Raw genomic sequence first — 24,092 nt, forward strand, 5'->3', positions numbered from 1 at the left:
GCCGAGGCGACCTTGAAAGCTCTCGCGGCCGCCATCAAAGCAAGATGGGTCTGCGAGCAGGCCCATCAGCAGATGAAGGAAGAACTCGGCCTCGATCACTTTGAAGGCCGATCATGGCAGGGCCTACACCGACACGCGTTGATGACGATGATTGCCTATGCCTTTCTTCAGCATCAGCGCCTCAACAAGGCAAAGCGGGAAAAAAAGAAAGAGGCACGGCCCGCCTAAGCCGACACTGCCAGCTGTCCGGCGTGCCGTCATAGCCGCACTCTCAAACCACCATCCACCACAACGATGTCCACACTGCCGTATCAGGTTCCAAATGAACCTAAATTCAATTCTGCCAAAGTAGTGCTAGTGATGATGAGCGGAACCGCCTGCTAATTCACCGCTCCATGAGGAGCGCATGCCGAATTCCTGTCGATTCCGCGATTTATGGGGTTCCGTTTGCAAATACATTTGCCTATAAGCCGCTTCTAGCCTGAAAAGACATGCCATGCGCCCCCGGCCGGTGATCTCCCACCCTGGCCGGTTTTTCGCGCAACAAAAAAACGGATGTGAGCCCATGCCGAAGCGCCAAGATATCAAATCGATCCTCATCATCGGCGCAGGACCGATTGTTATCGGCCAAGCTTGCGAATTCGACTATTCCGGCACACAGGCCTGCAAGGCGCTGAAGGAGGAAGGCTACCGCGTCATCCTCGTCAACTCCAATCCCGCGACGATCATGACCGACCCGGGCTTGGCGGATGCCACTTATGTCGAGCCGATCACGCCGGAAGTCGTCGCCAAGATCATCGCCAAGGAGCGCCCGGACGCCCTGCTGCCGACCATGGGCGGCCAGACCGCCCTCAACACAGCGCTGTCGCTGAAGCGCATGGGCGTGCTCGACCGCTACAACGTCGAGATGATCGGCGCCAAGCCGGCCGCGATCGACATGGCCGAAGACCGCGCCCTCTTCCGCGAAGCCATGGCCCGCATCGGTCTCGAAACGCCGCGCTCGATGCTGGCGAACGCCACCGACATCAAGGATACCGACCGCAAGACGCATGAAGCCGAGCGCACTAAGCTGAAGGCACAGCTTTCCGGTGCCGAACTCGACAAGGCGCTCGACGAACTGGAAAACCAGTGGAACCTCGGCGAAAGCGACCGCAAGCAGCGTTACATGAGCCATGCCATGGCAATCGCCGCCCAGGCGATCGACCATGTCGGCCTGCCCGCCATCATCCGTCCTTCGTTCACGTTGGGCGGCACCGGCGGCGGCATTGCCTATAACCGCTCGGAATTCTTCGAAATCGTCGGCGGTGGCCTTGATGCCTCCCCGACCACCGAAGTGCTGGTCGAAGAATCTGTGCTCGGCTGGAAGGAATTCGAGATGGAAGTGGTCCGCGACACGGCGGACAACTGCATCATCATCTGCTCGATCGAAAACATCGATCCCATGGGCGTCCACACCGGCGATTCGATCACGGTTGCTCCGGCGCTGACGCTGACGGACAAAGAATATCAGATCATGCGCAACGCCTCGATCGCGGTCCTGCGCGAGATCGGCGTCGAAACCGGCGGCTCGAACGTGCAGTTCGCGGTCAATCCGAAGGACGGGCGCCTCGTCGTCATCGAAATGAACCCGCGCGTGTCGCGCTCTTCCGCCCTCGCATCGAAGGCGACCGGCTTCCCGATCGCCAAGATCGCAGCCAAGCTGGCCATCGGCTATACGCTCGACGAATTGGAAAACGACATTACCGGCGGTGCAACCCCGGCATCCTTCGAGCCCTCGATCGACTATGTCGTCACCAAGATCCCGCGTTTTGCCTTCGAGAAGTTCCCAGGCGCCTCGCCGGTTCTGACCACAGCGATGAAGTCGGTCGGCGAAGTCATGGCGATCGGCCGCACCTTTGCCGAATCGCTGCAGAAGGCGCTGCGCGGCCTCGAAACCGGCCTGACCGGCCTTGACGAGATCGAAATCCCCGGCACCGAAGAGGGTGAAGGAAACCGCAACGCCATCCGCGCCGCCATCGGAACACCGACACCGGACCGTCTGCGCATGGTTGCTCAGGCGCTGCGCCTCGGCCTGACGCCGGAAGAAGTGCACGAAGGCTGCAAGATCGACCCCTGGTTCATCGCGCAGTTCAAAAGCATCGTCGACATGGAAGCCCGCATCCGCGAGCATGGCATGCCGGAAGATGCGACCAATCTGCGCATGCTGAAGGCGATGGGCTTTTCCGACGCGCGTCTCGCGACGCTGACCGGCAAGCGGCCGAAGGAAGTGGCGGAGCTTCGCAACAAGCTGAACGTGCGCCCGGTCTTCAAGCGCATCGATACCTGCGCCGCCGAGTTCGCGTCGCCCACTGCTTACATGTATTCGACCTATGAGACGCCTTTCGTTGGTACCGCGCGCTCGGAAGCACAAGTCTCCGACCGCAAGAAGGTCGTCATCCTCGGCGGCGGCCCGAACCGTATCGGCCAGGGCATCGAGTTCGACTATTGCTGCTGCCACGCCGCCTTCGCCCTGAAGGATGCCGGCTATGAAGCGATCATGATCAACTGCAATCCGGAAACGGTCTCGACCGACTACGACACCTCGGATCGTCTCTATTTCGAACCGCTGACGGCCGAAGACGTGATCGAAATCCTGAAGGCGGAGCAGGAAAATGGCGAAGTTGTCGGCGTCATCGTCCAGTTCGGCGGCCAGACCCCACTGAAGCTTGCCGAAGCGCTCGAAAAGAACGGCATTCCAATCCTCGGCACCGCGCCTGACGCCATCGACCTTGCCGAAGACCGCGACCGCTTCCAGAAGCTGCTGATGAAGCTCGATCTCAACCAACCGAACAATGGCATCGCCTATTCGGTCGAGCAGGCCCGCCTCGTCGCGTCGGAAATCGGCTTCCCGCTGGTCGTGCGCCCGTCCTACGTTCTCGGCGGCCGCGCCATGCAGATCATTCATTCGGAAGGCATGCTGCAAACCTATCTTCTCGACACGGTCCCCGAACTGGTGCCGGAAGACATTAAGCAGCGCTATCCGAACGACAAGACCGGCCAGATCAACACGCTGCTCGGCAAGAACCCGCTCCTGTTCGACAGCTATCTTGCCAGCGCCATCGAAGTCGACGTCGACTGCCTGTCCGACGGCACCGACGTCTACGTCGCCGGCATCATGGAGCATATCGAGGAAGCCGGCATCCACTCCGGTGACTCGGCCTGTTCGCTGCCGCCACGCACGCTGTCGCCCGCCATGATCGACGAATTGGAACGCCAAGCGAAGGCCATGGCCAAGGCGCTGAATGTCGGCGGTCTGATGAACGTCCAGTTCGCCATCAAGGACGGCACGGTCTACGTGCTCGAAGTCAACCCACGCGCCTCGCGTACGGTGCCTTTCGTCGCCAAGACCATCGGTGCGCCGATCGCCAAGATCGCCGCCCGCGTCATGGCCGGCGAAAAGCTGGATGCGGTGTTTGCCGCCTATGGCGAAAAGCCCGATCCGCGCAAGCTGAAGCACATCGCCGTCAAGGAAGCCGTCTTCCCCTTCGCGCGCTTCCCCGGCGTCGACATCCTGCTCGGACCGGAAATGCGCTCGACCGGCGAAGTCATCGGCCTGGATACCGATTTTGCTCTGGCCTTCGCCAAGTCCCAGCTCGGCGCCGGCGTCGAATTGCCGCGCGACGGGACAGTCTTCGTCTCGGTCCGCGACGACGACAAGCCGCGCGTCCTGCCGGCCATCCGCATGCTGACGGAACAGGGCTTCAAGGTGCTCGCAACCGGCGGAACCCAGCGCTTCCTCGCCGAGAATGGCATTGAAGCAACCAAGATCAACAAGGTGCTGGAAGGCCGCCCGCATATCGAGGACGCCATCCGCAACCGTCAGGTCCAGCTCGTCATCAATACGACCGACAGCAACAAAGCGATCTCGGATTCGAAATCGCTTCGCCGGGCGACATTGATGCAGAAGGTGCCCTACTACACCACCATGGCCGGCGCCGAAGCCGCCGCCATGGCGATCAAGGCCCTGAAGGCCGGGAACCTCGAAGTGCGGCCGCTGCAGAGCTATTTCTAAGGACGAATTTCCGTCACGACGAATGCGGATACAATAGCCGGATCACATTCGTCGCGGCGCGGAATGGGCATCGCGAGGATCGGTGAAGAAGCCTCATGGCCGATTTCCGGGCACCCGGCCTTGGCATGCGAAGACGTGGAGTAGCCTCCCATAAGTCATCGAATTTTCTGGAAATCGGCTGTCGCAATCTGCTATAGATGACAAAATATTGGCTCTACATGGTTCCGAAGTACCGCTTCGGAACCTGTTTTCTTTTGTGTGTGCGGAAGAGCAGCGCAGGGAGTGAAGGACAAGGCAAATGGTTGAAAAGGTACCGATGACACAGAACGGGTTCGTCAAGCTGCAGGAAGAACTGCGCTGGCGTCAGCAGGAAGAGCGCCCGAGAATCATCGAGGCAATTGCGGAAGCGCGCGCCCATGGCGACCTCTCCGAAAATGCCGAGTACCATGCCGCCAAGGAAGCACAGAGCCACAATGAAGGCCGCATCGGCGAGCTTGAAGACCTGACGGCACGCGCCGAAGTCATCGACCTCTCCAAGATGTCCGGCTCGAAGATCAAGTTCGGCGCCAAGGTGAAGCTCGTCGACGAGGACACCGAGGAAGAGAAGATCTATCAGATCGTCGGCGACCAGGAAGCCGACGTGAAGGCCGGCCGCATTTCCATATCCTCGCCGATCGCCCGCGCCCTGATCGGCAAGGAAGTCGGCGATTCCATCGAGGTCAATGCACCCGGCGGAGCCAAGGCTTACGGAATCCTCTCCGTCACCTGGGGCTAATCAGCCCCGTGCGCGATCGCGATTCAACGCATGCGAGCGATCTCCGCGAGATCGAGATCGTCGCGACGAATTTCAAACGCCGGCTCTCCGGCGTTACCTCCACGATCGTGCAGCTGATCCCCAAGCAGATCGAGCTAGGCTATCACATCGCAACGCTCGGCCCCGGTCTGCCGGCGGATCTGCCCAAGCTCTGCTGGATCCGGCTTTTCGGCCTCTGGACCAAGCCGCGCCGGCATCGCGTGCGTGTCTGGCATGCCCGCCGCAACAACGAGATGCTGGTCGGCCTGCTGCTGCGCTCCGTTCTGCGCATGCCGTTGAAGCTGGTGTTCACCTCGGCGGCCCAGCGCCGCCATACCGGCTATACGCGCTGGCTCATCCGCCGCATGGACGCTGTCATCGCCACCAGCACCCGCTCCGGCAGTTTCCTGCATGTGCCGCACACAGTTATCCAGCACGGCATCGATCTCAATCGCTTTCATCCACCGGAAACTCCTGACGACCGCATGGCCGCCACGGGCCTGCCCGGCACCTATCTCATCGGCTGCTTCGGCCGCGTCCGCCATCAGAAAGGTACCGATCTCTTCGTCAAGGCGATGATCGAGCTTCTGCCGCGCTATCCGGATTGGACCGCCGTCATCTGCGGCCGGGTGACTGCCGAACATCGCGGCTTCGGCGATGAATTGGTGAAGCTGGTAACCGACGCAGGCCTTGCCGATCGCATCCGTTTTCTGGGCGAAGTCGACGATATCAAGCCCTGGTATCGCCGAGCGACCCTCTACGTCGCCCCTTCCCGCAACGAGGGTTTCGGCTTGACACCGCTCGAAGCCATGGCGTCCCGCACCGTGGTTGTCGCCTCGGATGCCGGCGCCTATGCGGAGCTGATCGTTCCGGGCGAAACCGGTGCCGTCGTCCCCGCCGGCGATGGTGAAGCGCTGACCAGGGCTATCGACTTCTATCTTGCCAATCCGGAGGAGACGCTTCGTCAGGGCGAAAACGCCGTGCGTCACGTGCGCAGCGAATTCGCGCTGGAAAAGGAAGCGACTGCCATTGGCGATGTCTATCGACGGCTGCTCATCGCCAACGATTGAACGGGCAGGCTAGCGGCTGAGATCGATATGATAACGTTCAATGAAGTCGATCATCGAACGATCTTCCACCATATCTTCCTCGATGCTTTTGACGATGGACAGAACCTTGTCCCGGTATTTCGTCGCGCTGCTGTCGTAAGCCCATCCCCGCCCAAGCTTCTCCATCAGCTCCTGTCTAGATTTCGTATAGTAATGATTGAGCTGCAGGAACCGGTTCGAATAGAACTCGGGCGACTTCCGCGCCCGCCGCGTGAAGCGCTGGCCGGCATCGTTGGCCGTCAGATCCCCGTAAGCTCGCGTCTGGAACTGGTGAACGCTGACCTCAGTCACTTCACATGGATCGACGATGCATTTGAAATTGCTTACATTTTCCTTACGCGTCATCGGATCGGCGCCACGCTGCGTGTAGTTCAGCGTCAAGGGCCCGTCAGGAGGCGCCTCATGGCCGCTGGTGGCGAACATGTGCCATGGCAGCGAAACATTCGGAAAATCGCCGACGGCCTCCAACGCCTGTTCGACCGTGCGCGCCTGTTTCGGTAACAGGAACTCATCGACATCGATGAAAGCCATCCAGCGGTAATAACAGCCGAAATTGAGGATGGCGTGCGCGAAGACGATGACCTGGCCGTTCAGAATCGTTGATGTCGCCGTATCGCGCATCCGCCCGGCCCAGGGGATAACCGTCAGCGTGTCCTCATTCAGGAGGCTGCGAAGGAGCGCGCAGGTGTCGTCCGTGGAGCCGTTGTCATAGATGTAGAAGTGGCGAATGCCGACGGCCCGATGGAAGCGCACCCATTCCTCGATATAGCGCACCTCGTTCTTGACGCATGCGGCAATCGCAACACCATGGCGCCCTGCCCGTGGCTCGGGCGGATCGATGGTCAGTTTCTTGGCATCGGAGCCCTTGGGTTTCAGCCAGCGCATCAGCCTCTTTCTCTGCAACGGAACGATGCGTTGCTAGCAATCAACGGCTTGCATTGGCAAGCCCCGAGCTGAACAGTCCTGGCGGAACGACCAAAGGGATTTCAGCGTCTCAAGGCAGATTCAGGTGTTCGGCCTTGCAGCAAACCTGTCGTCATAACCGAAATCATACTTCAGCAGCGCCGAAACAGGCGAATAATTGATGAACGAAACACCGCGTTCCCCAGCGATTTGCCGGGCGAATACGAGATGCTCGACAATACGATCTTCGGCCCGTGCTATGCCTGAGAAAGCAGTGTCGCGGCCGGTCTCATAAAAGCGAGGTTCGCTCGCATTGGAAATATCGATACCCAGAAAGCCGATCGTCTTTGGCGTGCAATACAAGGCAAATTGCAGCGCAGACACCGCGACCGAGCCGCCAAGGAAAACGCCGCGATCCGGTGAGAGCGAGAAACCGGCTGAACCGGTTGCATCCAGACGCACATATTGGAGCTGCCTGATGTCGTCGAGGGTGCGGCGCCGTGTGCCATAGGGTTTGTAAATGTTATCGATCAGAATGATCGTCTTGTCCGCCAGCCAGCCTTTGTCGCTCTCGCAAAGCGCACGCAGTACGGCAATGGAGAACAAGCAAAGCGAGCCGGGCGCGATCTTCTTCCGCATCATTTCGATATGCCGCCAGACGAAGCGCTCGTCCTCGATCGCTATGGCGAGCGGCTCGGCGATCCGGTCGCCGATGAGCCCGATGGCGCCGTTCAGCAGAATGGCGCTACCGGATTCCAGTCCGCTTAGATCACAATCGCGAATCGATGGCCCCGAGCCGACAATATAGATCTGCTCGCCGGAGCGCTCACGCAGCTGATCCGGACCGGCGAGGACGGCGACCCTGGAGCCACGATAGAGCACTTCGCTCACATTTTGGCTGCGAACGATGCTAAGCCCGGGAAACCAATCCTGCACGTGAGCCAGCGAACCGCCCAGCACGAGGCGCACGCCGGACTTGATGAGCGATCGGTGCCACGGGCGATCCGCCATCCGTCCTAAAGCTCCACCAACCCAAGCTTCTTGACCTGCCGAATGGTCAGCATCGTACGCACCGTATCGACGTGCTCATTCGCCGTCAGAACCTCGATAACGAAATCCTGGAACCTGGTGAGGTTTTCCGCGACGCAATGCAGCAGGAAATCGCTGTCGCCGGAAACCATCCACGCCTGCCGCACCAGCGGCCATTCCGCGGTAGCGCCGGCAAAGGCCTTGAGATTGGCCTCGGATTGATGCTTGAGACCGACCATGCAGAAGGCAACGAGATCGAAGCCGAGCTTCGGGCTGTTCAGCATGGCATGATAGCCTTCGATGATGCCGGCTTCCTCCAGCTTGCGCACCCGGCGCAGACAGGGCGGCGCGGAAATGCCGACTCGATCGGCCAGCTCGACATTCGTCATCCGCCCGTCCCGCTGAAGCTCCCGCAGGATCTTGATATCGATGGCATCGAGTTCAGCGCGAAGCACTTTATGGCCTTTCTTTAATTCCCCTTCGCCAGCTTCTATATAAGGCAGGAAAATTCGCAAGAAAGTTTCTCTGGCGTAACCGATTCTTACACAAAGCAGATTTGCTCTGTTAGTAATGCAAGGCTGCCCTTGAATAAATGCATGCGGCAATCATAAATGGACCGGCGGATCGTGAAATCGCCTGCTTTTCCCGTTTGAAGCCGCGGTTTCCCAAGCGCTGAAATTGAAAGGACTGACTATGCCTGCCCGCCACACGAAGGTGCTCATCATCGGCTCCGGCCCAGCCGGCTATACCGCCGCTGTCTATGCTGCGCGCGCAATGCTGCAGCCGGTCCTGATTGCCGGCCTGGAACAGGGCGGCCAGCTGATGATCACGACCGATGTCGAAAACTATCCGGGCTTTGCCGACCCGATCCAGGGACCCTGGCTGATGGAGCAGATGCTGCAGCAGGCCCAGCATGTCGGCGCCGAGATCGTCAATGACCTCGTGACCGAGGTCGACACCAATCAGCGTCCTTTCCTCGCCCGCACCGACAGCGGCCAGGTCTGGACCGCCGACACACTCATCATCGCGACCGGCGCCAAGGCGAAGTGGCTCGGCATCGAGAGCGAACAGCACTTCCAGGGCTTCGGCGTTTCCGCCTGCGCCACCTGCGACGGCTTCTTCTATCGCAACAAGGACGTGATCGTGGTCGGTGGCGGCAACAGCGCCGTCGAGGAAGCGCTCTATCTTTCCAACATCACCAAGTCGGTGACCTTGGTACACCGCCGCGATTCCTTCCGCGCCGAAAAGATCCTGCAGGAACGCCTGTTCGCCAAGCCGAACGTGAAGGTTCTCTGGAACACCGAAGTCGCTGAAATCACGGGCACGCCGGCCAAGCCGCCGATGCCGCCATCGGTTTCAGGCGCACGCCTGCGCGATACGCGCACCGGTGCCGTCACCGATGTGGCGATCGACGGCATTTTCGTCGCCATCGGCCATGCGCCGGCGACCGAGCTTTTCAAGGGCAAATTGAAGCTCAAGGACAATGGCTACCTCTGGACCGCACCGGATTCGACGGCGACCAGCCTCGAAGGCATCTATGCCGCCGGCGACGTGACCGACGATACGTTCCGACAGGCGATCACCGCAGCGGGGATGGGCTGCATGGCCGCGCTTGAGGCGGAACGTTACTTGACTGGGCATATGCCCGTCGCCGTGGCTGCGGAGTGAGGCAGCCGATGAGGGGAAGCGGCATGCCATTGGACTGGGACAAGCTGCGTATTTTTCACGCGGCTGCCGAAGCGGGATCGTTCACGCATGCGGCGGATAAACTGCATCTGTCCCAATCCGCCATCAGTCGGCAGGTCAGCGCGCTGGAGCAGGATGTCGGCATCAAGCTCTTTCATCGCCATGCGCGCGGCCTCATTCTGACCGAACAGGGAGAGTTGCTCTACCGCACCGCACATGATGTTCTGCTGAAGCTCGAGACGGTCAAGATGCAACTGACCGAAACGACCGACAAGCCGAGCGGCAAGCTGCGCGTGACGACGACGGTCGGCCTTGGCCAGGGCTGGCTGACCGACAAGATCCAGGAATTCCTGCAGCTCTATCCGGATATGCAGATCCAGCTCATCCTCGACAACGAGGAGCTGGACGTGAACATGCGCCATGCGGATTGCGCCATCCGCCTGCGGCAGCCGCAGCAGTCGGACCTGATCCAGCGCAAGCTCTTCACCGTGCATATGCACGTCTATGCGGCCCCCTCCTACATCAATCGCCACGGCGAGCCGCAATCGGTCGAGGATCTGGACGAGCATCGCATCATCAGCTTCGGCGAGCCGGCGCCGAATTACCTGCTCGACGTCAACTGGCTGGAGATCGCCGGACGCTCTTCCGACAACAAGCGCATACCGCATCTGCAGATCAACAGCCAGACCTCGATCAAGCGCGCCTGCCTGCTCGGCATCGGCATCGCCGTGCTGCCCGACTACATCGTCGGCCGGGATCCAGGCCTGATTCAACTTGCGATCAATGCGGATGTCCCGTCCTTCGATACATATTTCTGCTATCCTGACGAGATGAAAAATGCGGCTAAGCTCAAGGTTTTCCGAGATTTTATCGTCGCCAAGGCCCGGAACTGGAATTTCTAGATAAGGGTAAACTACTGATAACAAACTCTTTTTGAGACTAATATATCAGCCGCGCGTATGATGCATAGCTGATATGCACAAAATAGAGTTGAAGCCTGCCCATTTAACTACCATATCGCACATAGCTGATGCACACGGTGGCTTTTCCTCCCAGTTCCACCGCATTGGCTGTTCCCCTCTGGAGGTTTTTGACCTTCATACCTATAGGGCCCTGGTTTACTCCGGTGGCCCTTTTTTTTGCCTTTTTGGCGCTGACCCTGCAAACGCATAACTGCCATGCACAAAAAAGCATTGCGCACTGCACAAATTAGCATCATAACGCACACAGCTGATGCACATGGTGGCTTTTCCTCCCAGTTCCACCGCATTGGCTGTTCCCCTCTGGAGGTTTTTGACCTTCATACCTATAGGGCCCTGGTTTACTCCGGTGGCCCTCTTTTTTTGCCCATTTTCTGAGCAGTCACCCTTGTTGCTATGCGGAAAATAATATCCCGCGTCGGTCTTGATATATCGAAAACCATCGATACATATATCGTCATTATTCGATATTCATGCGGTGAACACCATGGACAAAAGCGAGATACTCAAGGCTTTGGCCCATCCGGCCAGGCTTGAAATCCTCAACCACCTCAAGGATCCGCATACTCATTTCCCGACGCAGGAGCATCCGCTGGAACTGGGTGTCTGCGCCAGCCAGTTCGAGCGCTGCGGCCTGTCGCAATCCACCGTGTCGGCCCATCTGAGCACGCTGCACCGCGCCGGCCTGGTGACCACGCGACGGCTGGGCCAGTGGATTTTCTACAAGCGTAACGAGGAAACCATCGCCGAATTCCTCGACTCCCTGCAGAAGGAACTTTGAACATGCCGCTTGCGCTCCTCGTTCTCGCGCTCAGCTCCTTCGCCATTGGCACGACCGAGTTTGTCATCATGGGGCTGTTGCCCGAAGTGGCCTCGGACCTGTCCGTCACCATTCCGCAAGCCGGTTGGCTCGTCACCGGCTATGCGCTGGCAGTCGCCATCGGCGCGCCGATCATGGCGGTCTCGACCGCCCATCTGCGGCGGCGGTCGGCCCTGATCATGCTGATGGGCTTCTTCATTCTCGGCAATCTCCTTTGCGCCATAGCCCCGGGCTATTGGGTGCTGATGATCGCCCGGGTCGTTACCGCGCTTTGCCACGGTGCCTTCTTCGGCATCGGCTCGGTGGTCGCGGCAAGCCTGGTTGCGGATGATCGCAAGGCTCGCGCCGTTGCGCTGATGTTCACCGGCCTGACGCTTGCCAACGTGCTCGGCGTCCCCCTCGGCACGGCTTTCGGCCAGGCCTTTGGCTGGCGTGCGCCGTTCTGGATCGTCTCTCTTCTTGGCGTCGCCTCGATCATCGGCCTCATCGCCGTACTGCCGAAGGGCGAAGAAGTACGTCAGGGCAACCTCGGACGCGAGATCTCGGCACTGCGCGGCACCGGCCTCTGGCTGTCATTGCTGACGACCGTGTTCTTCTCGGCAGCCATGTTCGCGCTCTTCACCTATATCGCCCCGATGCTGCGCGACGTCACCGGCGTCTCGCCGAACACCGTCACCTGGACGCTGTTGTCGATCGGCGTCGGCCTGACGATCGGCAATTTGATCGGCGGCAAGCTCGCCGACTGGCGCCTCGGCACGACGCTTGCCGGCGTCTTCATCGCGATCGCGGTGACATCGGCGATCTTCAGCATCACCATTCATTCCTTCATCGGCGCTGAGATCACGCTGTTCCTGTGGGCGGCGGCAGCCTTTGCCGCCGTGCCTGCGCTGCAGATCAGCGTCGTCTCCTTCGGAAAGGACGCGCCGAACCTGGTTTCAACCATCAATATCGGCGCCTTCAACACCGGCAACGCGCTCGGCGCCTGGGTCGGCGGCATGGTCATCGACCAAGGCTTTTCGCTCTCGCAGGTGCCGCTCGCCGGCTCGGCCATGGCGGTCCTCGGCCTCATCACCGTCTTGTTGACCTTCGCAGCCGCCCGCCCCAAGGGCGAGGCCCTCGCCTCGTCCTGACAACTCCCCCTCTCCCGCCCCCTCATAAGAAAGGACGACCCATGACCAAATTGTTCGAACCGACGAAACTTGGCGATATCTCCCTTGCCAACCGCATCGTCATGGCACCTCTCACGCGCAATCGTTCCCCGAATGCCGTGCCGAACGAACTCAACGTCAAGTACTATGCTCAGCGCGCCTCCGCCGGGTTGATCATCACTGAAGCGACCGCAATCACCCATCAGGGTCAAGGCTACGCCAATGTACCGGGCCTCTACACCAAGGAAGCGCTCGACGGTTGGAAGAAGGTGACGGACGCAGTGCATGCCAATGGCGGCAAGATCGTCGTGCAGATGTGGCATGTCGGTCGCATCTCCCACACAACCCTTCAGCCGAACGGCGCCAAGCCGGTCTCCTCCACCTCCAAGCGCGCTGAAACCTCGAAGACCTATCTGGTCAACAGCGACGGCACCGGCAGCTTTGCCGATGTCTCCGAGCCGCGTGCGCTCGAAACCTCGGAAATATCAGGCATTGTCGAGGATTATCGCAAGGCTGCCCGCGCCGCCATCGATGCCGGTTTCGATGGCGTCGAGATCCACGCCGCGAACGGCTATCTGATCGACCAGTTCCTGCGCGGCAATGTCAACGATCGCACCGATCAGTATGGCGGTTCGATCGAAAACCGCGGCCGCTTCCTCTTCGAAGTCGTCGATGCCATTACCAGGGAAATCGGTGCCGGCCGCACGGCGATCCGCATCTCGCCGGTAACCGCGTCCGGTGATGCGAGCGATCCCGCTCCGCAGCAGCTGTTCACCTATGTGGTCGAGGGCCTGGCAAAGTTTGGCCTCGCCTACATCCATGTCGTTGAAGGCCAGACCGGCGGCAAGCGCGACTTCCTGTCCTTCGACTACGACGCCCTGCATGCAGCCTATAAGGCCGCAGGCGGCAAGGCTGGCTGGATGGTCAACAATGCCTATACCCGCGAGATGGCGATCGAGGCCGTCGACAGCGGCAAGGCCGATGTCGTCGCTTTCGGCAAGCCGTTCATCTCCAATCCAGATCTTGTCCACCGCCTGAAGGAAGATGCTGCGCTGGCAACGTGGGACCAGGCGACGCTCTATGGCGGCGGTGCAAAGGGCTATGCCGACTATCCGACGCTCGATGAGGCAGCCTGAGCCGCAAGCGGCGCTTTCACGCGCAAGCACGCATCTCGGATTTAATTCGATACCGACAAAGCACCCTCGCGACGAAACGTTGCGAGGGTTTTTCCATTTCAAAGCTTGAAAACAGACACGGCACAACCGAGCTAAACAGGCATGCACGCTTCAAAAGCATAATGCGCAGGTATAGCAAAGCCGATACATGTTTGATCCCTATATCGACCGTTGGTCGCTGACGCCGGACGGCGATCCCATCATTACCCATTCGAGCCATCTGTTGCCGGTCCTCTGGCGGGACAAGCCCGCCATGCTCAAGATCGCGCTGCATGTCGATGAGAAGTTCCGCAATCGCGTGCTGCGCTGGTGGGACGGTGACGGCACGGCCTTCGTCTACGAGCATGATGACAATGCTGCGCTTATGGAGCGGGCGATCGGGTCAGGCTCGCTGCTCACCATGGCGATACAGGGCGAAGACGACGAGGCGAGCCGGATCATGTGTCGCACGGCGGCAAGACTGCATGGGCCGAGGGCAAAGCCGCTTCCGTCTGATCTGGTACCTCTGGATCGCTGGTTCCGGGAGCTCGAACCGGCAGCGCGCATTCACGGCGGCATGCTCACCGCCTGCGCCGAGGTGGCCGCACGCCTTCTGGCGGATCAACGCGACCAGACCATATTGCACGGCGATATCCACCACGAGAATATTCTGGATTTCGGTTCCCGTGGCTGGCTCGCCATCGATCCCAAGCGGGTCTACGGCGAGCGCGGTTTCGACTTCGCCAATATCTTCTGCAATCCGGAGCTGCCGACCGTCACCAAACCGGGCCGCCTGCAACGGCAGTTGCCGATCGTTTGCGCCGAGGCAGGCCTCGAGCCGAAACGGCTGCTGCGATGGATCATCGCCTATGCGGGACTTTCGGCCGCCTGGTTCTTGAGCGACGGCGACACGAAGAACGCGGATTCGGATTTCACGGTCGCCGGTATTGCCTTTGCCGAGCTCAACGCCTGACGGCCGGCTTCATGCCGCCGGCAAGCAACCGATTGCTGCAAGGCTCGTCTTCACGGCCTCATCGATCGGCGTGTGTGGCTCTTCGCCCAGCGCGGTCAGCAGCTTGTCATTTCTCATCTGCAACGGCACGTCCCACAGATAGCTCATTTCGCGCAGCTCCCGCATGAACGGCACGAAGGGAGCAGCCAGCGGCACCAGCCACCAGGGAAACACCTTGACCTTCACCGGATGCCCGAGCACGCGCCCCACGGCATCGATCATCTGCCTGCCATCGCCATCCCAATGGCCGCGCATGTGATAGACAGCAAAGACAGGCAGCTCGTCGCCCTTCTCGATCAGGCGGATCATCGTCTCGGCGACATCGGGCAGGTAAGCCCATTGATGCCCGATACCGGACTTGCCTGGATAGGTTACGGAACGGATCGGTTTGCCGGGCGTCACCATCGCCTGTGAAAACCAGCTGTTGGCTCGGGTTCCGCCAAAGAAATCTCCCGCACGAACAATGATGACCGGCGTACCGCCCTCCTCCGCAGCCGCCCTCAGGCGCCGCTCCATCTGCACGCGGATGGCGCCCTTGCGGGTTTTCGGGCGCTGCGCACTATCCTCGGTGACATTGGGAAAGACATCCGGGCCGAAATTATAGACCGTGCCCGGCAGCACGATCCGCGCGCCGACAGCCTTTGCGGCCGCGATGGTGTTATCAAGCATCGGCAATACGAGCTGTCCCCAGTTGCGATAGCCGGGTGGGTTGACGGCGTGCACGATGACATCGGCTCCCGCCGCAGCCTTCAAGACATCCTCGGCTCGCATGGCGTCACCCTGGATCCCGTCGAAGCGCGGCTGACGGCGAGCCGCCTCTGCCGCGTCGCGGTTCAGCGCGCGGATGCGCCAGCCGCGCGCGGCGAGCCCCTCGGCAACGGCGCCGCCGATGCCGCCGGTAGCGCCGAGTATCAAAGCGGTTTTCGTATTGTCTGTTTGGTTGCTCATTGTCATCTCCACTGGTTCGATGAGCCGATTATGCTGCGTGCGCCAAATAAACAAAATTGCCAAAAAATCTGCAGATGTTATACATGAATGTATGATGACACCTGAACCAAGTTGGGATTTTTATCGCACCTTCCTTGCCGTGCTGCAGCATGGTTCGCTGTCTGCAGCCGCGCGCGATCTCGGACTGACCCAGCCGACCATCGGTCGCCATATCGACGCGCTGGAAGATGCCGTTGGCGCCGAACTCTTCACGCGCTCGCAACAAGGCCTCATTCCGACCGATGCCGCCCTCGCCCTGAGGCCATACGCCGAGACGCTGGCCAGCACCACCGCCGCCTTGTTGCGCACGGCTTCGGGCTCGCGCGACAAGGTGAGCGGCACGGTGCGCATCAGCGCCAGCGAAGTCATCGGCGCGGAGGTGTTGCCACCGATCCTTGCTGGGCTGCAGGCCAGCTACCCCGAGCTGATCGTGGAGCTTTCCGCCTCCGATGCGGTGGAGGACCTTCTGCAGCGCGAGGCGGATATCGCCGTTCGCATGGTCGAACCGGCGCAGGAAGCTCTGCTCTCCCGCCATATCGGTGTCATCCCGCTCGGCTTCTTCGCCCATCACACTTATATCGAACGACACGGCAAACCCGAGAGCCTCGAAGACCTGCGTCGACACAAGCTGATCGGCTTCGATCGCCAGACGGCCTATATCAGGATGATGCTGAAGCGCTATCCCGTGTTCGACGGCGTCCCCTTCGTCTTTCGGTCCGACCATAGCATTGCGCAGCATAACGCCCTGCGCGCAGGCATCGGAATCAGCTTCCTCCAGATACCTCTGGCAAGGCGCGAGAGAGACCTCGTGCGCCTGCTGCCCGAGATCGAATTGCCGCTCGACACCTGGGTCGTCATGCATGAAAACCTGAAGACATCGCCGCGCTGCCGCGTGACGTTCGATGCGCTGGTCACCGGCCTGCTGAACTATATCAAGGGTAACACCGCTGGAGAGCGAGCGTGACAATGAGTATTGCCGTGGAACTGGTGCCCTATGATCCGGACTGGCCTGCAGCCTTCCAGCATATTCGCGACAAGCTCGAGCGATTGTTGACCCCCTATGTCGTGGCGATCGAGCACATCGGCAGCACATCCATTCCCGGCCTGGCAGCAAAACCACTTGTCGATATCGACATCATTCTTCGCAGCTCCGATGACGTGCCACTAGCAACACAGCTTCTCCTGGATCAAGATTACGAGCCACGCGGCAATCGCTACGATGACGATGTCTGGGCGTTCATGCTTCGCGATGGCAAGCCGCCGGAACGCATCTATCTCTGCCCGCCGAACAACCAGACGCATCAAAGAAGGGTCATTTTTCGCGATCATCTGAGATCGCACCCCGACGACATGGCCGCGTATGCCAGGCTGAAATTGGATCTGGCGGAAAAGCACCGACGCGATGGTGATCGCTATACCGCCGAGAAACGGCATTTTGTCGATGCGATCATCGACAAGGCATCAGGTACGCCGTAATTCTAGGCACCGGGAGCCGTATCCACCGGCGGGAAATGCATCTGGCCATCGATAACTTCCGTTTCCGGCCGGTCGCCGCCATCGGCATATTCCTCATGCCACTTGCCGCTTTCGTCCTGCCAGCTGATTTCGGCCGAGTCACCCCCGACCTGCTGTTCGGCCGCGACAATCCTGGCTGCTTCCACCGCCTCGGAATGTGTCGGAAATGCTTCCGAATAGACATCGCGGAAACGATATGCCCATCCACCATCATGCGGCACGATTTCGTATACGACCTTGACCATTCAGATCCTCCTGCTGATCTGCCAAGACCTCAGGACCGGACATAGCCGGCGGGTCGCATGCATCTCAGACAAGTTTCGAGGATGCCGCGACATTTTTAGTTGGGCAGACCTATCCAACCAGTATTCCATTAAACGGCTTCGACTGCAAATTTCACCTTCGCATACGCGCTTGATGTGGGAAATCATTGATTTAGAGTACAACCGTGAATCGGCGCAAAGGTTGGAAACGTGACCATAGCAAAGTGGCTTAGACAGGAAAAAGCCCTCCTGGTGGCATTGGCAATCGCCGTCATCGCCTATGTCGGCGAGCATGCCGTGCTGGAAATGGGGCAAGCCGTGTCGGTGATCGCGGCCGTCGCATTGATCGCGACGATTGTGCTGGCCTCCATGCGCGTTGCGCATCATGCCGAAACCCTTGCCGTAAAAGTCGGCGACCCCTATGGCACGATGATCCTGACGCTGGCAGCCGTCGCCGTCGAAGTCATCATCCTCGCCATCATGATGAGCGGGGAAAGCTCGCCGACGCTGGTGCGTGACACCATCTACTCCGCCGTTATGCTCGACATCAACGGCATCCTCGGTCTCGCCGCCCTCCTCGGCGGACTGAAACATGGCGAGCAGCCCTACAACGACGATTCCAGCCGGACCTACGGCGTGATGATCCTGACGGCCATGGGCATTTCGATGATCGTGCCGGAATTCATTCCCAATGTGAAATGGCACTACTATTCCGCATTCACCATCGCCGCGATGATCGCTCTCTATACGCTGTTCCTGCGTATGCAGGTCGGCAAGCACAGCTATTTCTTCAGCTACAGCTATCCGCGCACCGAGAAGAAGCTCGCCGCGGCCGAAGCGCATCACGAGGACGAGTCCACCACCACATCGATCGTGACGATCCTGATCGGCGTCGTGCTGATCGGGGCCCTTGCGGAATTTATGTCTGCCTTCATGAATGTCGGTCTCAAGGGCACGGGCGCGCCGCCGGCCATCGCCGCGATCGTCGTCGCAGCGATTTCGGCAGCCCCGGAAATCCTGACTGCCTTGCGCGCGGCACTGCGCAACCGCATGCAGGCAACGGTCAACATCGCCATGGGTGCCTCGCTTTCGACCGTCATCCTGACGGTGCCTGTCATGGAGGCGATCGCGCTCTATACCGGCCAGCCCTTCATCATGGCGATGTCGCCGGCACAGACTGTCATGGTCATGATCACGCTCATCGTTGCCGCCATCAACCTCAACGACGGCGAAACCAACGCCATCGAAGGCATGACCCATTTCATCCTCTTCGCCACCTTCATCATGCTGACGGCGCTTGGACTTTGACTTTGATTTCAAAGGCTTGAGGCAGCAGGCGGATTCAAATCGCGAGGCGCTTGAATCAGTTGATGAGCCGATATCGAAGCCGGAAAAGCAAAAAAGCCCGCCATCTCCGGCGGGCTTTTCATTTGACTTGTCTTCGACTGCTTACTTGCAAGCGCCGCAGAAGCGCTGGATGCGGCGGCAAGCCTCTTCGAGCAGTTCTTCCGACGTCGCATAGGAAATGCGGAAGTTCGGGCCGAGGCCGAAAGCCGAACCGTGCACGACAGCTACGCCTTCCGATTCCAGCAGTTCGGATACGAAGTCCTCATCGGTTTCGATGACCTTGCCGGTCGGAGCCGTCTTGCCGATCAAGCCGGCGCAGGACGGATAGACGTAGAAGGCGCCTTCCGGAACCGGGCAGGAAAGGCCCTTCGCCTGGTTCAGCATCGACACGACGAGATCACGACGGCCTTCGAAGATCTTCTTGTTGCGCGGGATGAAGTCCTGCGGTCCGTTCAGCGCTTCGACGGCAGCCCATTGGGCGATCGAAGTCGCGCCCGAGGTCTGCTGGCCCTGGATCATGTCCATTGCCTTGATGAGCTGCAGCGGGCCGGCAGCATAGCCGATACGCCAACCGGTCATCGCGTAAGCCTTCGACACGCCATTCATCGTGAGCGTGCGGTCATAGAGGCTCGGCTCGACTTCGACCGGCGTGGCGAATTTGAAATCGCCATAGGTCAGATGCTCGTACATGTCGTCGGTCAGGATCCAGACATGCGGATGCTTGACAAGCACGTCCGTCAACGCCTTCAGTTCGGCATGCGAATAGGCCGCGCCCGACGGGTTGGACGGCGAGTTGAACATGAACCACTTGGTCTTCGGCGTGATCGCCTTTTCCAGGTCGGCAGGCTGGAGCTTGAAGTTGTTGGCCTGCGTCGTTGCGACGAAAACCGGCGTGCCGCCGCACAGCGACACCATTTCCGGGTAGGAAACCCAGTAAGGCGTCGGGATGATGACTTCATCGCCCGGGTTCAGCGTCGCCATGAAGGCGTTGAACAGGATCTGCTTGCCGCCCGTGCCAACGATGGTCTGCTCGGGAGCATATTCCAGATTGTTCTCGCGCTTGAACTTTGCGGCAATAGCCTTGCGCAGTTCCGGGATGCCGGCAACCGGCGTGTACTTCGTCTCGCCGCGATTGATCGCGTCGATGGCGGCCTGCTTGATATTGTCAGGCGTATCGAAATCAGGTTCGCCCGCGCCGAGGCCGATCACGTCACGTCCTTTTGCTTTCAACTCGCGCGCTTTCTGGGAAACGGCGATGGTGGCAGAAGGCTTTACACGGGAAAGAGCGTCGGCAAGAAAGGCCATGATGATCGGTCCTATTCGGTTGAAATGGGCAGAAAGCCTGTGGACCAGATTTCTGCGCTAAGCTCTATGTCGAATATGGGCCGCCGTTTCAAGCAGAAAGGCGTCACTGTGACGTTATTTCATGGCTTTTGAGCGGTGTCTTCCTTGTCATCTTCGGGCGATCTCGAGGTGACGGCGCAAGGCAGCGCCTGGCATCCGGATCGTCATCCGCCGCCCAAGCCTCGACATCATCATCCCCGAAGTTGAATCGATTTGCGAAGCACCTGATTCAGTTTCTGAGGACAGTTGAAATTTCCCATATGAAACAAAGGGTTTCCCAACCCCTTCGTTTCTCGCAAACCCGCAACGATTACGTCCCGACGACCCTGTCGGAGCCCTCGCCCGCGGAATAGCCGACGGATCGGCGGATGAGCGCGCGACAACACAAAGACGTTATCGACCCGATACCCGACCTTGAACGGCAGATTGGCCGCCCCACGTTGCGAAAGCGGCGATATTGGGGGAGTCGGGAAGATGCAATTTGGCAAAACAGGATTTTCGATCGCCCTGGTGGCTTCTGCCTTGCTGTCGGCAAGCATGGCGTTTGCCGAACCTGCGCGAACCTTCCAGACGCAGAAAGTAGCGGTCAAAATCGAGACGATCGCCACCGGCCTTGAGCACCCATGGGCCGTCGCGGTCTTGCCTGATGGAACCTATCTCGTCACCGAACGGCCCGGCCGCATGCGGACTATCCGCGATGGCAAGGTAGGGGCCCCCATCTCCGGCGTGCCGGAGGTCTATGCCCGCGGACAGGGCGGCTTGCTCGATGTGGAACTCGATCCGAAATTCACTAGCAATCGCACCCTCTACTTCACCGCCTCCGTGGCCGCCGGCGGCGGGAGCGGCACGGCGGTTTTTCGCGCGCGATTGTCGTCCGATGAAAAACAGCTGACCGATGTGAAGCGCATCTTCCTGATGAACAAGTTGTCGCGCGGCAATATCCAGTATGGCGCGCGCATCGCCATCGCCAGGGACGGCAGTCTCTTCGTCAGCCTCGGCGATCGCGGCGAGCAGGACCGCGCGCAGGATTTCCATGACGACGCCGGCTCCATCATCCATATCGAGGCCGATGGGAGCATCCCCGCCAACAATCCGTTCAAGGACGGCAAGGGTGCCCTGCCGGAAATCTGGTCGAAGGGCCATCGCAATCCGCAGGGTATCACCTTCGATACCGCGACGAACAAGCTCTACACTGCCGAACACGGCGCCAGGGGCGGCGACGAGATCAACACGCCGGAGGCCGGCAAGAACTATGGCTGGCCAGTCATCTCCTACGGGGTCAATTATTCCGGTACGAAGATTGGCATCGGCACGGCAAAGGCAGGCATGGAGCAACCCCTCTTCTATTGGGACCCATCAATCGCGCCCGGTGCCATCGCCGTCTATCGTGGCAAGATGTTTCCCGAATGGAACGGCGACCTGCTGGTCACCGCGCTGAAATTCCAGTTGCTTTCGCGCTTGAGCCGTGACGGCAGCGGCAAAATCACCGAGCGGGAACGTATGTTCGAAGGCGAATTCGGCCGTATGCGCGACATCACCGTCGCTCCCGATGGCGCGCTGCTGATAACGACCGACGAGGACGATGGTGCATTGCTGAGAGTTTCAAGAACAACGAGTTAGGCGAAGCTGTCGCCCAATTTGGCGCCTTTCGCCCTTGTCCGGCATAAGAGCAACTGCTAACGGTCGCCCAACTCGTTTTTCCCTTCCCGCAGGATGCAGATGTCTCGCATACAGGCGAATTTGTTGTTGTTGCTTGCCGCCGCGATCTGGGGCGGCGGCTTCGTCGCACAATCGACGGCAATGAAGTCGATCGGACCGTTCTGGTTCATCGGCCTGCGCTTCGCCGTCGCCACCATGGTCGTCCTGCCCTTCGTGTGGATGGAAAACAGAAAGGCGACGCAGCCGCTGACGCACCGCAACTGGCTCTCCTTCCTGCTGATCGGCATCGCGCTCTTCGGCGGAGCCGCGACGCAGCAGCTCGGGCTTTTGACCACCACCGTCACCAACTCCAGCTTCATCACCGGCCTTTACGTGGTTTTCGTGCCCTTGATCGCCGTCATCTTTCTGCGCCGCACGCCGCATTGGGTCATCTGGCCGGCGGCCCTGATGGCGCTTGGCGGCATATACCTCCTGTCCGGCGGATCCCTCTCGCATCTGACGATCGGTGATTTTCTGACCGTCGTCTGCGCGCTCTTCTGGGCCGCGCAGATCACGCTTGCCGGCTCCGCCGTCAATGAGACCGGCCGGCCGCTCGGTATTTCCGCCACGCAATTCGCAGTCACGGCCGTGCTTGCTCTTGCCGTCGCAATTGCCGTCGAGCCGATCAGTATTGCCGATATCCGCGCCGCACTCGGCGAAATCCTCTATGTCGGCGTCTTTTCATCCGGCCTTGCCTTCGCGCTGCAGATAATCGGTCAGCGCTATACGACGGCGCCGCAGGCGGCGATTTTCCTGTCCGCCGAGGCGTTGTTTGGAGCCTCGCTCGGCGCATTGCTGCTGGGCGAAACCATGGGTCCGCTCGGCTATGCCGGCTGCGCCTTGATGTTCGCCGCAATGCTGGCCGTGGAACTGGTACCGGAATTTGCCCGTAGGCGCCGCTCCCCAGCGTGAAATCGGCCTCAAATTGCTCGCTATGGCTGTCCCCATAAGCATTTTTTGAATTTTTTTCAAACAACCTGAAACACGCGTTTACCGTCAGCCATTTGGGAAAATAACGCCAAAACTATATCGCAAACGATGCAAAAACCTTAGAAATTTGTTTCAAAGCGGAAAAATTTACGAATCGCGTTATCACACTCGCATTACGGTACTGCGCGCGCCCAATGCGTTAAAAAACTTTTGCTTGCCAATTCCCAATAAACACAGCACTCTCAACGCTGTTCGGGCATTTTTAGAGCATGGGAAGTCCTAATAAAATTGCGCGCCGGGAACGCTAAATATTCCGGTCAGCTTGGTCGAGAAGCGGGTGGCAAACATCGCATCAAGATCATGCCGAGGTATAGGGGACCTTTTCCTTCAATTTGCGAGAATTGCCTGTAAGCGCCCGCAAGGGCAAGACAGTAGTGCTGCCCGTGTGGATGGCGGGCAGGGAGAAAAGGACCTTAGGCATGGCCGAGACTGGCACTGTAAAGTTTTTCAATACCGATAAGGGCTTCGGTTTCATCAAACCGGACAAAGGTGGGGCAGACATCTTTGTGCACATTTCTGCAGTTCAGGCTTCTGGTCTGGCAGGATTGTCGGAAAACCAGAAAGTAAGCTTCGACACGGAACCGGATCGCCGCGGCAAGGGACCGAAGGCCGTCAATCTCCAGATTGCCGGCTGATACGTCTTACGGCTATCATTCGAGTTGAGGCCCGGCAGCGATGCCGGGTTTTGTCATTCAGTCTGCATTCAGTTTGTTGCGTATAGTCTACCTGGCATGAAAGAGCGGGAATTGCAGTCGTCCCGTTCCCCTGAGAGGACAGACTAATGACCATACTCGGCAAATCGCTCGTACTGTCCGCCATGGCCGCAGCATTGACACTGACGTCTATAAGTGCTGCTTCGGCGGACGAATATTGGCGTCATCGCGACCGCGATGGTTGGGCGATCGGCGCTGCCGGCCTCGCCACCGGCCTGATCGTCGGCTCGGCTATCGCCAGCCAGCCGCGCTATGTTGAGCCCGGCCCGATCTATGCCGAGCCCGACTATGGCGCACCGCCCCCGCCCTATTACTACCGCGCCCCGCCGCGCCGGGTCTATGTCGAACGGGATGTCAGCTACTACGCGCCTCCCAGCGCAGCAGGCCTGCGCCCCTGGTCCTCGTCATGGATGCGTTATTGCTACGATCGCTATAGAAGCTTCGACGGCCGCAGCGGCACCTATGTCGGCTATGACGGCATGCGCCACTTCTGCACGGCCGACTGATCCCGAGCAGTTACTCATATCACCGGGAAAAAGCGCCGCCGTCG

The 24,092-nt window shown here is 59.7% G+C and carries 23 protein-coding genes; 17 read left to right on the forward strand and 6 right to left on the reverse strand.

Going from position 1 to position 24,092, the window contains the following annotated elements; translation table 11 throughout:
• The 4 genes from GA0061101_RS28465 to GA0061101_RS28480 form a co-directional block, all read left to right on the forward strand.
• Positions 1–228: transposase (locus GA0061101_RS28465; RefSeq protein WP_167669609.1), on the forward strand; the 228-nt coding region annotated here is incomplete at its 5' end.
• 337 nt (positions 229–565) lie between these two features.
• Positions 566–4,051, forward strand: a complete 3,486-nt coding sequence (carB, locus tag GA0061101_RS28470) for a carbamoyl-phosphate synthase large subunit (RefSeq protein ID WP_092576243.1) — start codon at positions 566–568, stop codon at positions 4,049–4,051.
• Positions 4,052–4,349: 298 nt separating this feature from the next.
• A complete protein-coding gene (greA, locus tag GA0061101_RS28475) occupies positions 4,350–4,826 on the forward strand; it encodes a transcription elongation factor GreA (RefSeq protein WP_034504116.1) in 477 nt (158 codons plus the stop codon).
• Positions 4,827–4,834: 8 nt separating this feature from the next.
• On the forward strand, positions 4,835–5,914 hold the full coding sequence (locus GA0061101_RS28480; RefSeq protein WP_092576245.1) for a glycosyltransferase family 4 protein: 1,080 nt from the start codon (positions 4,835–4,837) through the stop codon (positions 5,912–5,914).
• A gap of 9 nt (positions 5,915–5,923) precedes the next feature.
• Here GA0061101_RS28480 and GA0061101_RS28485 read toward each other — a convergent pair whose 3' ends face one another.
• The 3 genes from GA0061101_RS28485 to GA0061101_RS28495 all read right to left on the reverse strand — a co-directional run bounded on the left by GA0061101_RS28485 (position 5,924) and on the right by GA0061101_RS28495 (position 8,340).
• On the reverse strand, positions 5,924–6,838 hold the full coding sequence (locus GA0061101_RS28485; RefSeq protein ID WP_037194619.1) for a glycosyltransferase family 92 protein: 915 nt from the start codon (positions 6,836–6,838) through the stop codon (positions 5,924–5,926).
• A gap of 120 nt (positions 6,839–6,958) precedes the next feature.
• Positions 6,959–7,867: a glycosyl transferase gene (locus GA0061101_RS28490; protein ID WP_037194621.1), complete on the reverse strand. Its 909-nt coding sequence runs from the start codon at positions 7,865–7,867 to the stop codon at positions 6,959–6,961.
• 5 nt (positions 7,868–7,872) lie between these two features.
• On the reverse strand, positions 7,873–8,340 hold the full coding sequence (locus tag GA0061101_RS28495; protein ID WP_037194623.1) for an Lrp/AsnC family transcriptional regulator: 468 nt from the start codon (positions 8,338–8,340) through the stop codon (positions 7,873–7,875).
• Between the two features lie 238 nt (positions 8,341–8,578).
• Here GA0061101_RS28495 and trxB point away from each other — a divergent pair, with 238 nt between their 5' ends.
• The 6 genes from trxB to GA0061101_RS28525 all read left to right on the forward strand — a co-directional run bounded on the left by trxB (position 8,579) and on the right by GA0061101_RS28525 (position 14,646).
• Positions 8,579–9,553 carry a thioredoxin-disulfide reductase gene (gene trxB / locus GA0061101_RS28500; protein WP_037194627.1) on the forward strand — a complete coding sequence of 325 codons (975 nt, stop codon included), beginning with the start codon at positions 8,579–8,581 and terminating at the stop codon, positions 9,551–9,553.
• A 23-nt stretch (positions 9,554–9,576) separates the two neighbouring features.
• On the forward strand, positions 9,577–10,473 hold the full coding sequence (locus GA0061101_RS28505) for a LysR family transcriptional regulator VtlR (protein WP_004116399.1): 897 nt from the start codon (positions 9,577–9,579) through the stop codon (positions 10,471–10,473).
• 565 nt (positions 10,474–11,038) lie between these two features.
• Positions 11,039–11,332: an ArsR/SmtB family transcription factor gene (locus GA0061101_RS28510; RefSeq protein WP_037194631.1), complete on the forward strand. Its 294-nt coding sequence runs from the start codon at positions 11,039–11,041 to the stop codon at positions 11,330–11,332.
• Between the two features lie 2 nt (positions 11,333–11,334).
• Positions 11,335–12,501: an MFS transporter gene (locus GA0061101_RS28515; protein ID WP_092576248.1), complete on the forward strand. Its 1,167-nt coding sequence runs from the start codon at positions 11,335–11,337 to the stop codon at positions 12,499–12,501.
• 41 nt (positions 12,502–12,542) lie between these two features.
• The gene (locus GA0061101_RS28520; protein ID WP_037194636.1) at positions 12,543–13,655 is read left to right on the forward strand and encodes an alkene reductase; all 1,113 of its coding nucleotides are present in this window, start codon (positions 12,543–12,545) and stop codon (positions 13,653–13,655) included.
• Positions 13,656–13,842: 187 nt separating this feature from the next.
• On the forward strand, positions 13,843–14,646 hold the full coding sequence (locus GA0061101_RS28525) for an aminoglycoside phosphotransferase family protein (RefSeq protein ID WP_037194638.1): 804 nt from the start codon (positions 13,843–13,845) through the stop codon (positions 14,644–14,646).
• 9 nt (positions 14,647–14,655) lie between these two features.
• On the opposite strand, the gene GA0061101_RS28530 is transcribed toward GA0061101_RS28525, so the two are convergent.
• Positions 14,656–15,633 (reverse strand): SDR family oxidoreductase, encoded by a 978-nt coding sequence (locus GA0061101_RS28530; RefSeq protein ID WP_037194640.1) that lies wholly within the window; start codon positions 15,631–15,633, stop codon positions 14,656–14,658.
• 94 nt (positions 15,634–15,727) lie between these two features.
• On the opposite strand from GA0061101_RS28530, the gene GA0061101_RS28535 reads away from it, so the two are divergent.
• On the forward strand, positions 15,728–16,636 hold the full coding sequence (locus GA0061101_RS28535) for a LysR family transcriptional regulator (protein ID WP_186453479.1): 909 nt from the start codon (positions 15,728–15,730) through the stop codon (positions 16,634–16,636).
• A gap of 2 nt (positions 16,637–16,638) precedes the next feature.
• A complete protein-coding gene (locus GA0061101_RS28540; protein ID WP_092576250.1) occupies positions 16,639–17,148 on the forward strand; it encodes a GrpB family protein in 510 nt (169 codons plus the stop codon).
• A gap of 2 nt (positions 17,149–17,150) precedes the next feature.
• On the opposite strand, the gene GA0061101_RS28545 is transcribed toward GA0061101_RS28540, so the two are convergent.
• Complete coding sequence (locus GA0061101_RS28545; protein WP_037194647.1) at positions 17,151–17,432, reverse strand: DUF2188 domain-containing protein; 282 nt, start codon at positions 17,430–17,432, stop codon at positions 17,151–17,153.
• A gap of 228 nt (positions 17,433–17,660) precedes the next feature.
• Here GA0061101_RS28545 and GA0061101_RS28550 point away from each other — a divergent pair, with 228 nt between their 5' ends.
• Positions 17,661–18,758, forward strand: a complete 1,098-nt coding sequence (locus GA0061101_RS28550) for a calcium:cation antiporter (RefSeq protein ID WP_092576252.1) — start codon at positions 17,661–17,663, stop codon at positions 18,756–18,758.
• Positions 18,759–18,899: 141 nt separating this feature from the next.
• On the opposite strand, the gene GA0061101_RS28555 is transcribed toward GA0061101_RS28550, so the two are convergent.
• Positions 18,900–20,102, reverse strand: a complete 1,203-nt coding sequence (locus GA0061101_RS28555) for a pyridoxal phosphate-dependent aminotransferase (RefSeq protein WP_092576254.1) — start codon at positions 20,100–20,102, stop codon at positions 18,900–18,902.
• 513 nt (positions 20,103–20,615) lie between these two features.
• On the opposite strand from GA0061101_RS28555, the gene GA0061101_RS28560 reads away from it, so the two are divergent.
• The 4 genes from GA0061101_RS28560 to GA0061101_RS28575 all read left to right on the forward strand — a co-directional run bounded on the left by GA0061101_RS28560 (position 20,616) and on the right by GA0061101_RS28575 (position 24,048).
• Positions 20,616–21,761 (forward strand): PQQ-dependent sugar dehydrogenase, encoded by a 1,146-nt coding sequence (locus GA0061101_RS28560; protein ID WP_092576257.1) that lies wholly within the window; start codon positions 20,616–20,618, stop codon positions 21,759–21,761.
• A 99-nt stretch (positions 21,762–21,860) separates the two neighbouring features.
• On the forward strand, positions 21,861–22,751 hold the full coding sequence (locus tag GA0061101_RS28565) for a DMT family transporter (protein WP_092576260.1): 891 nt from the start codon (positions 21,861–21,863) through the stop codon (positions 22,749–22,751).
• A 497-nt stretch (positions 22,752–23,248) separates the two neighbouring features.
• Entirely contained in the window at positions 23,249–23,464 is a 216-nt protein-coding gene (locus GA0061101_RS28570) for a cold-shock protein (RefSeq protein WP_004116423.1), read from the forward strand.
• A gap of 146 nt (positions 23,465–23,610) precedes the next feature.
• Positions 23,611–24,048 carry a BA14K family protein gene (locus tag GA0061101_RS28575; RefSeq protein ID WP_037194659.1) on the forward strand — a complete coding sequence of 146 codons (438 nt, stop codon included), beginning with the start codon at positions 23,611–23,613 and terminating at the stop codon, positions 24,046–24,048.
• Positions 24,049–24,092: the final 44 nt, after the last annotated feature.

The sequence above is a fragment of the Martinezella lusitana genome (assembly GCF_900094565.1).
Classification (GTDB): Bacteria; Pseudomonadota; Alphaproteobacteria; order Rhizobiales; family Rhizobiaceae; genus Rhizobium; species Rhizobium lusitanum.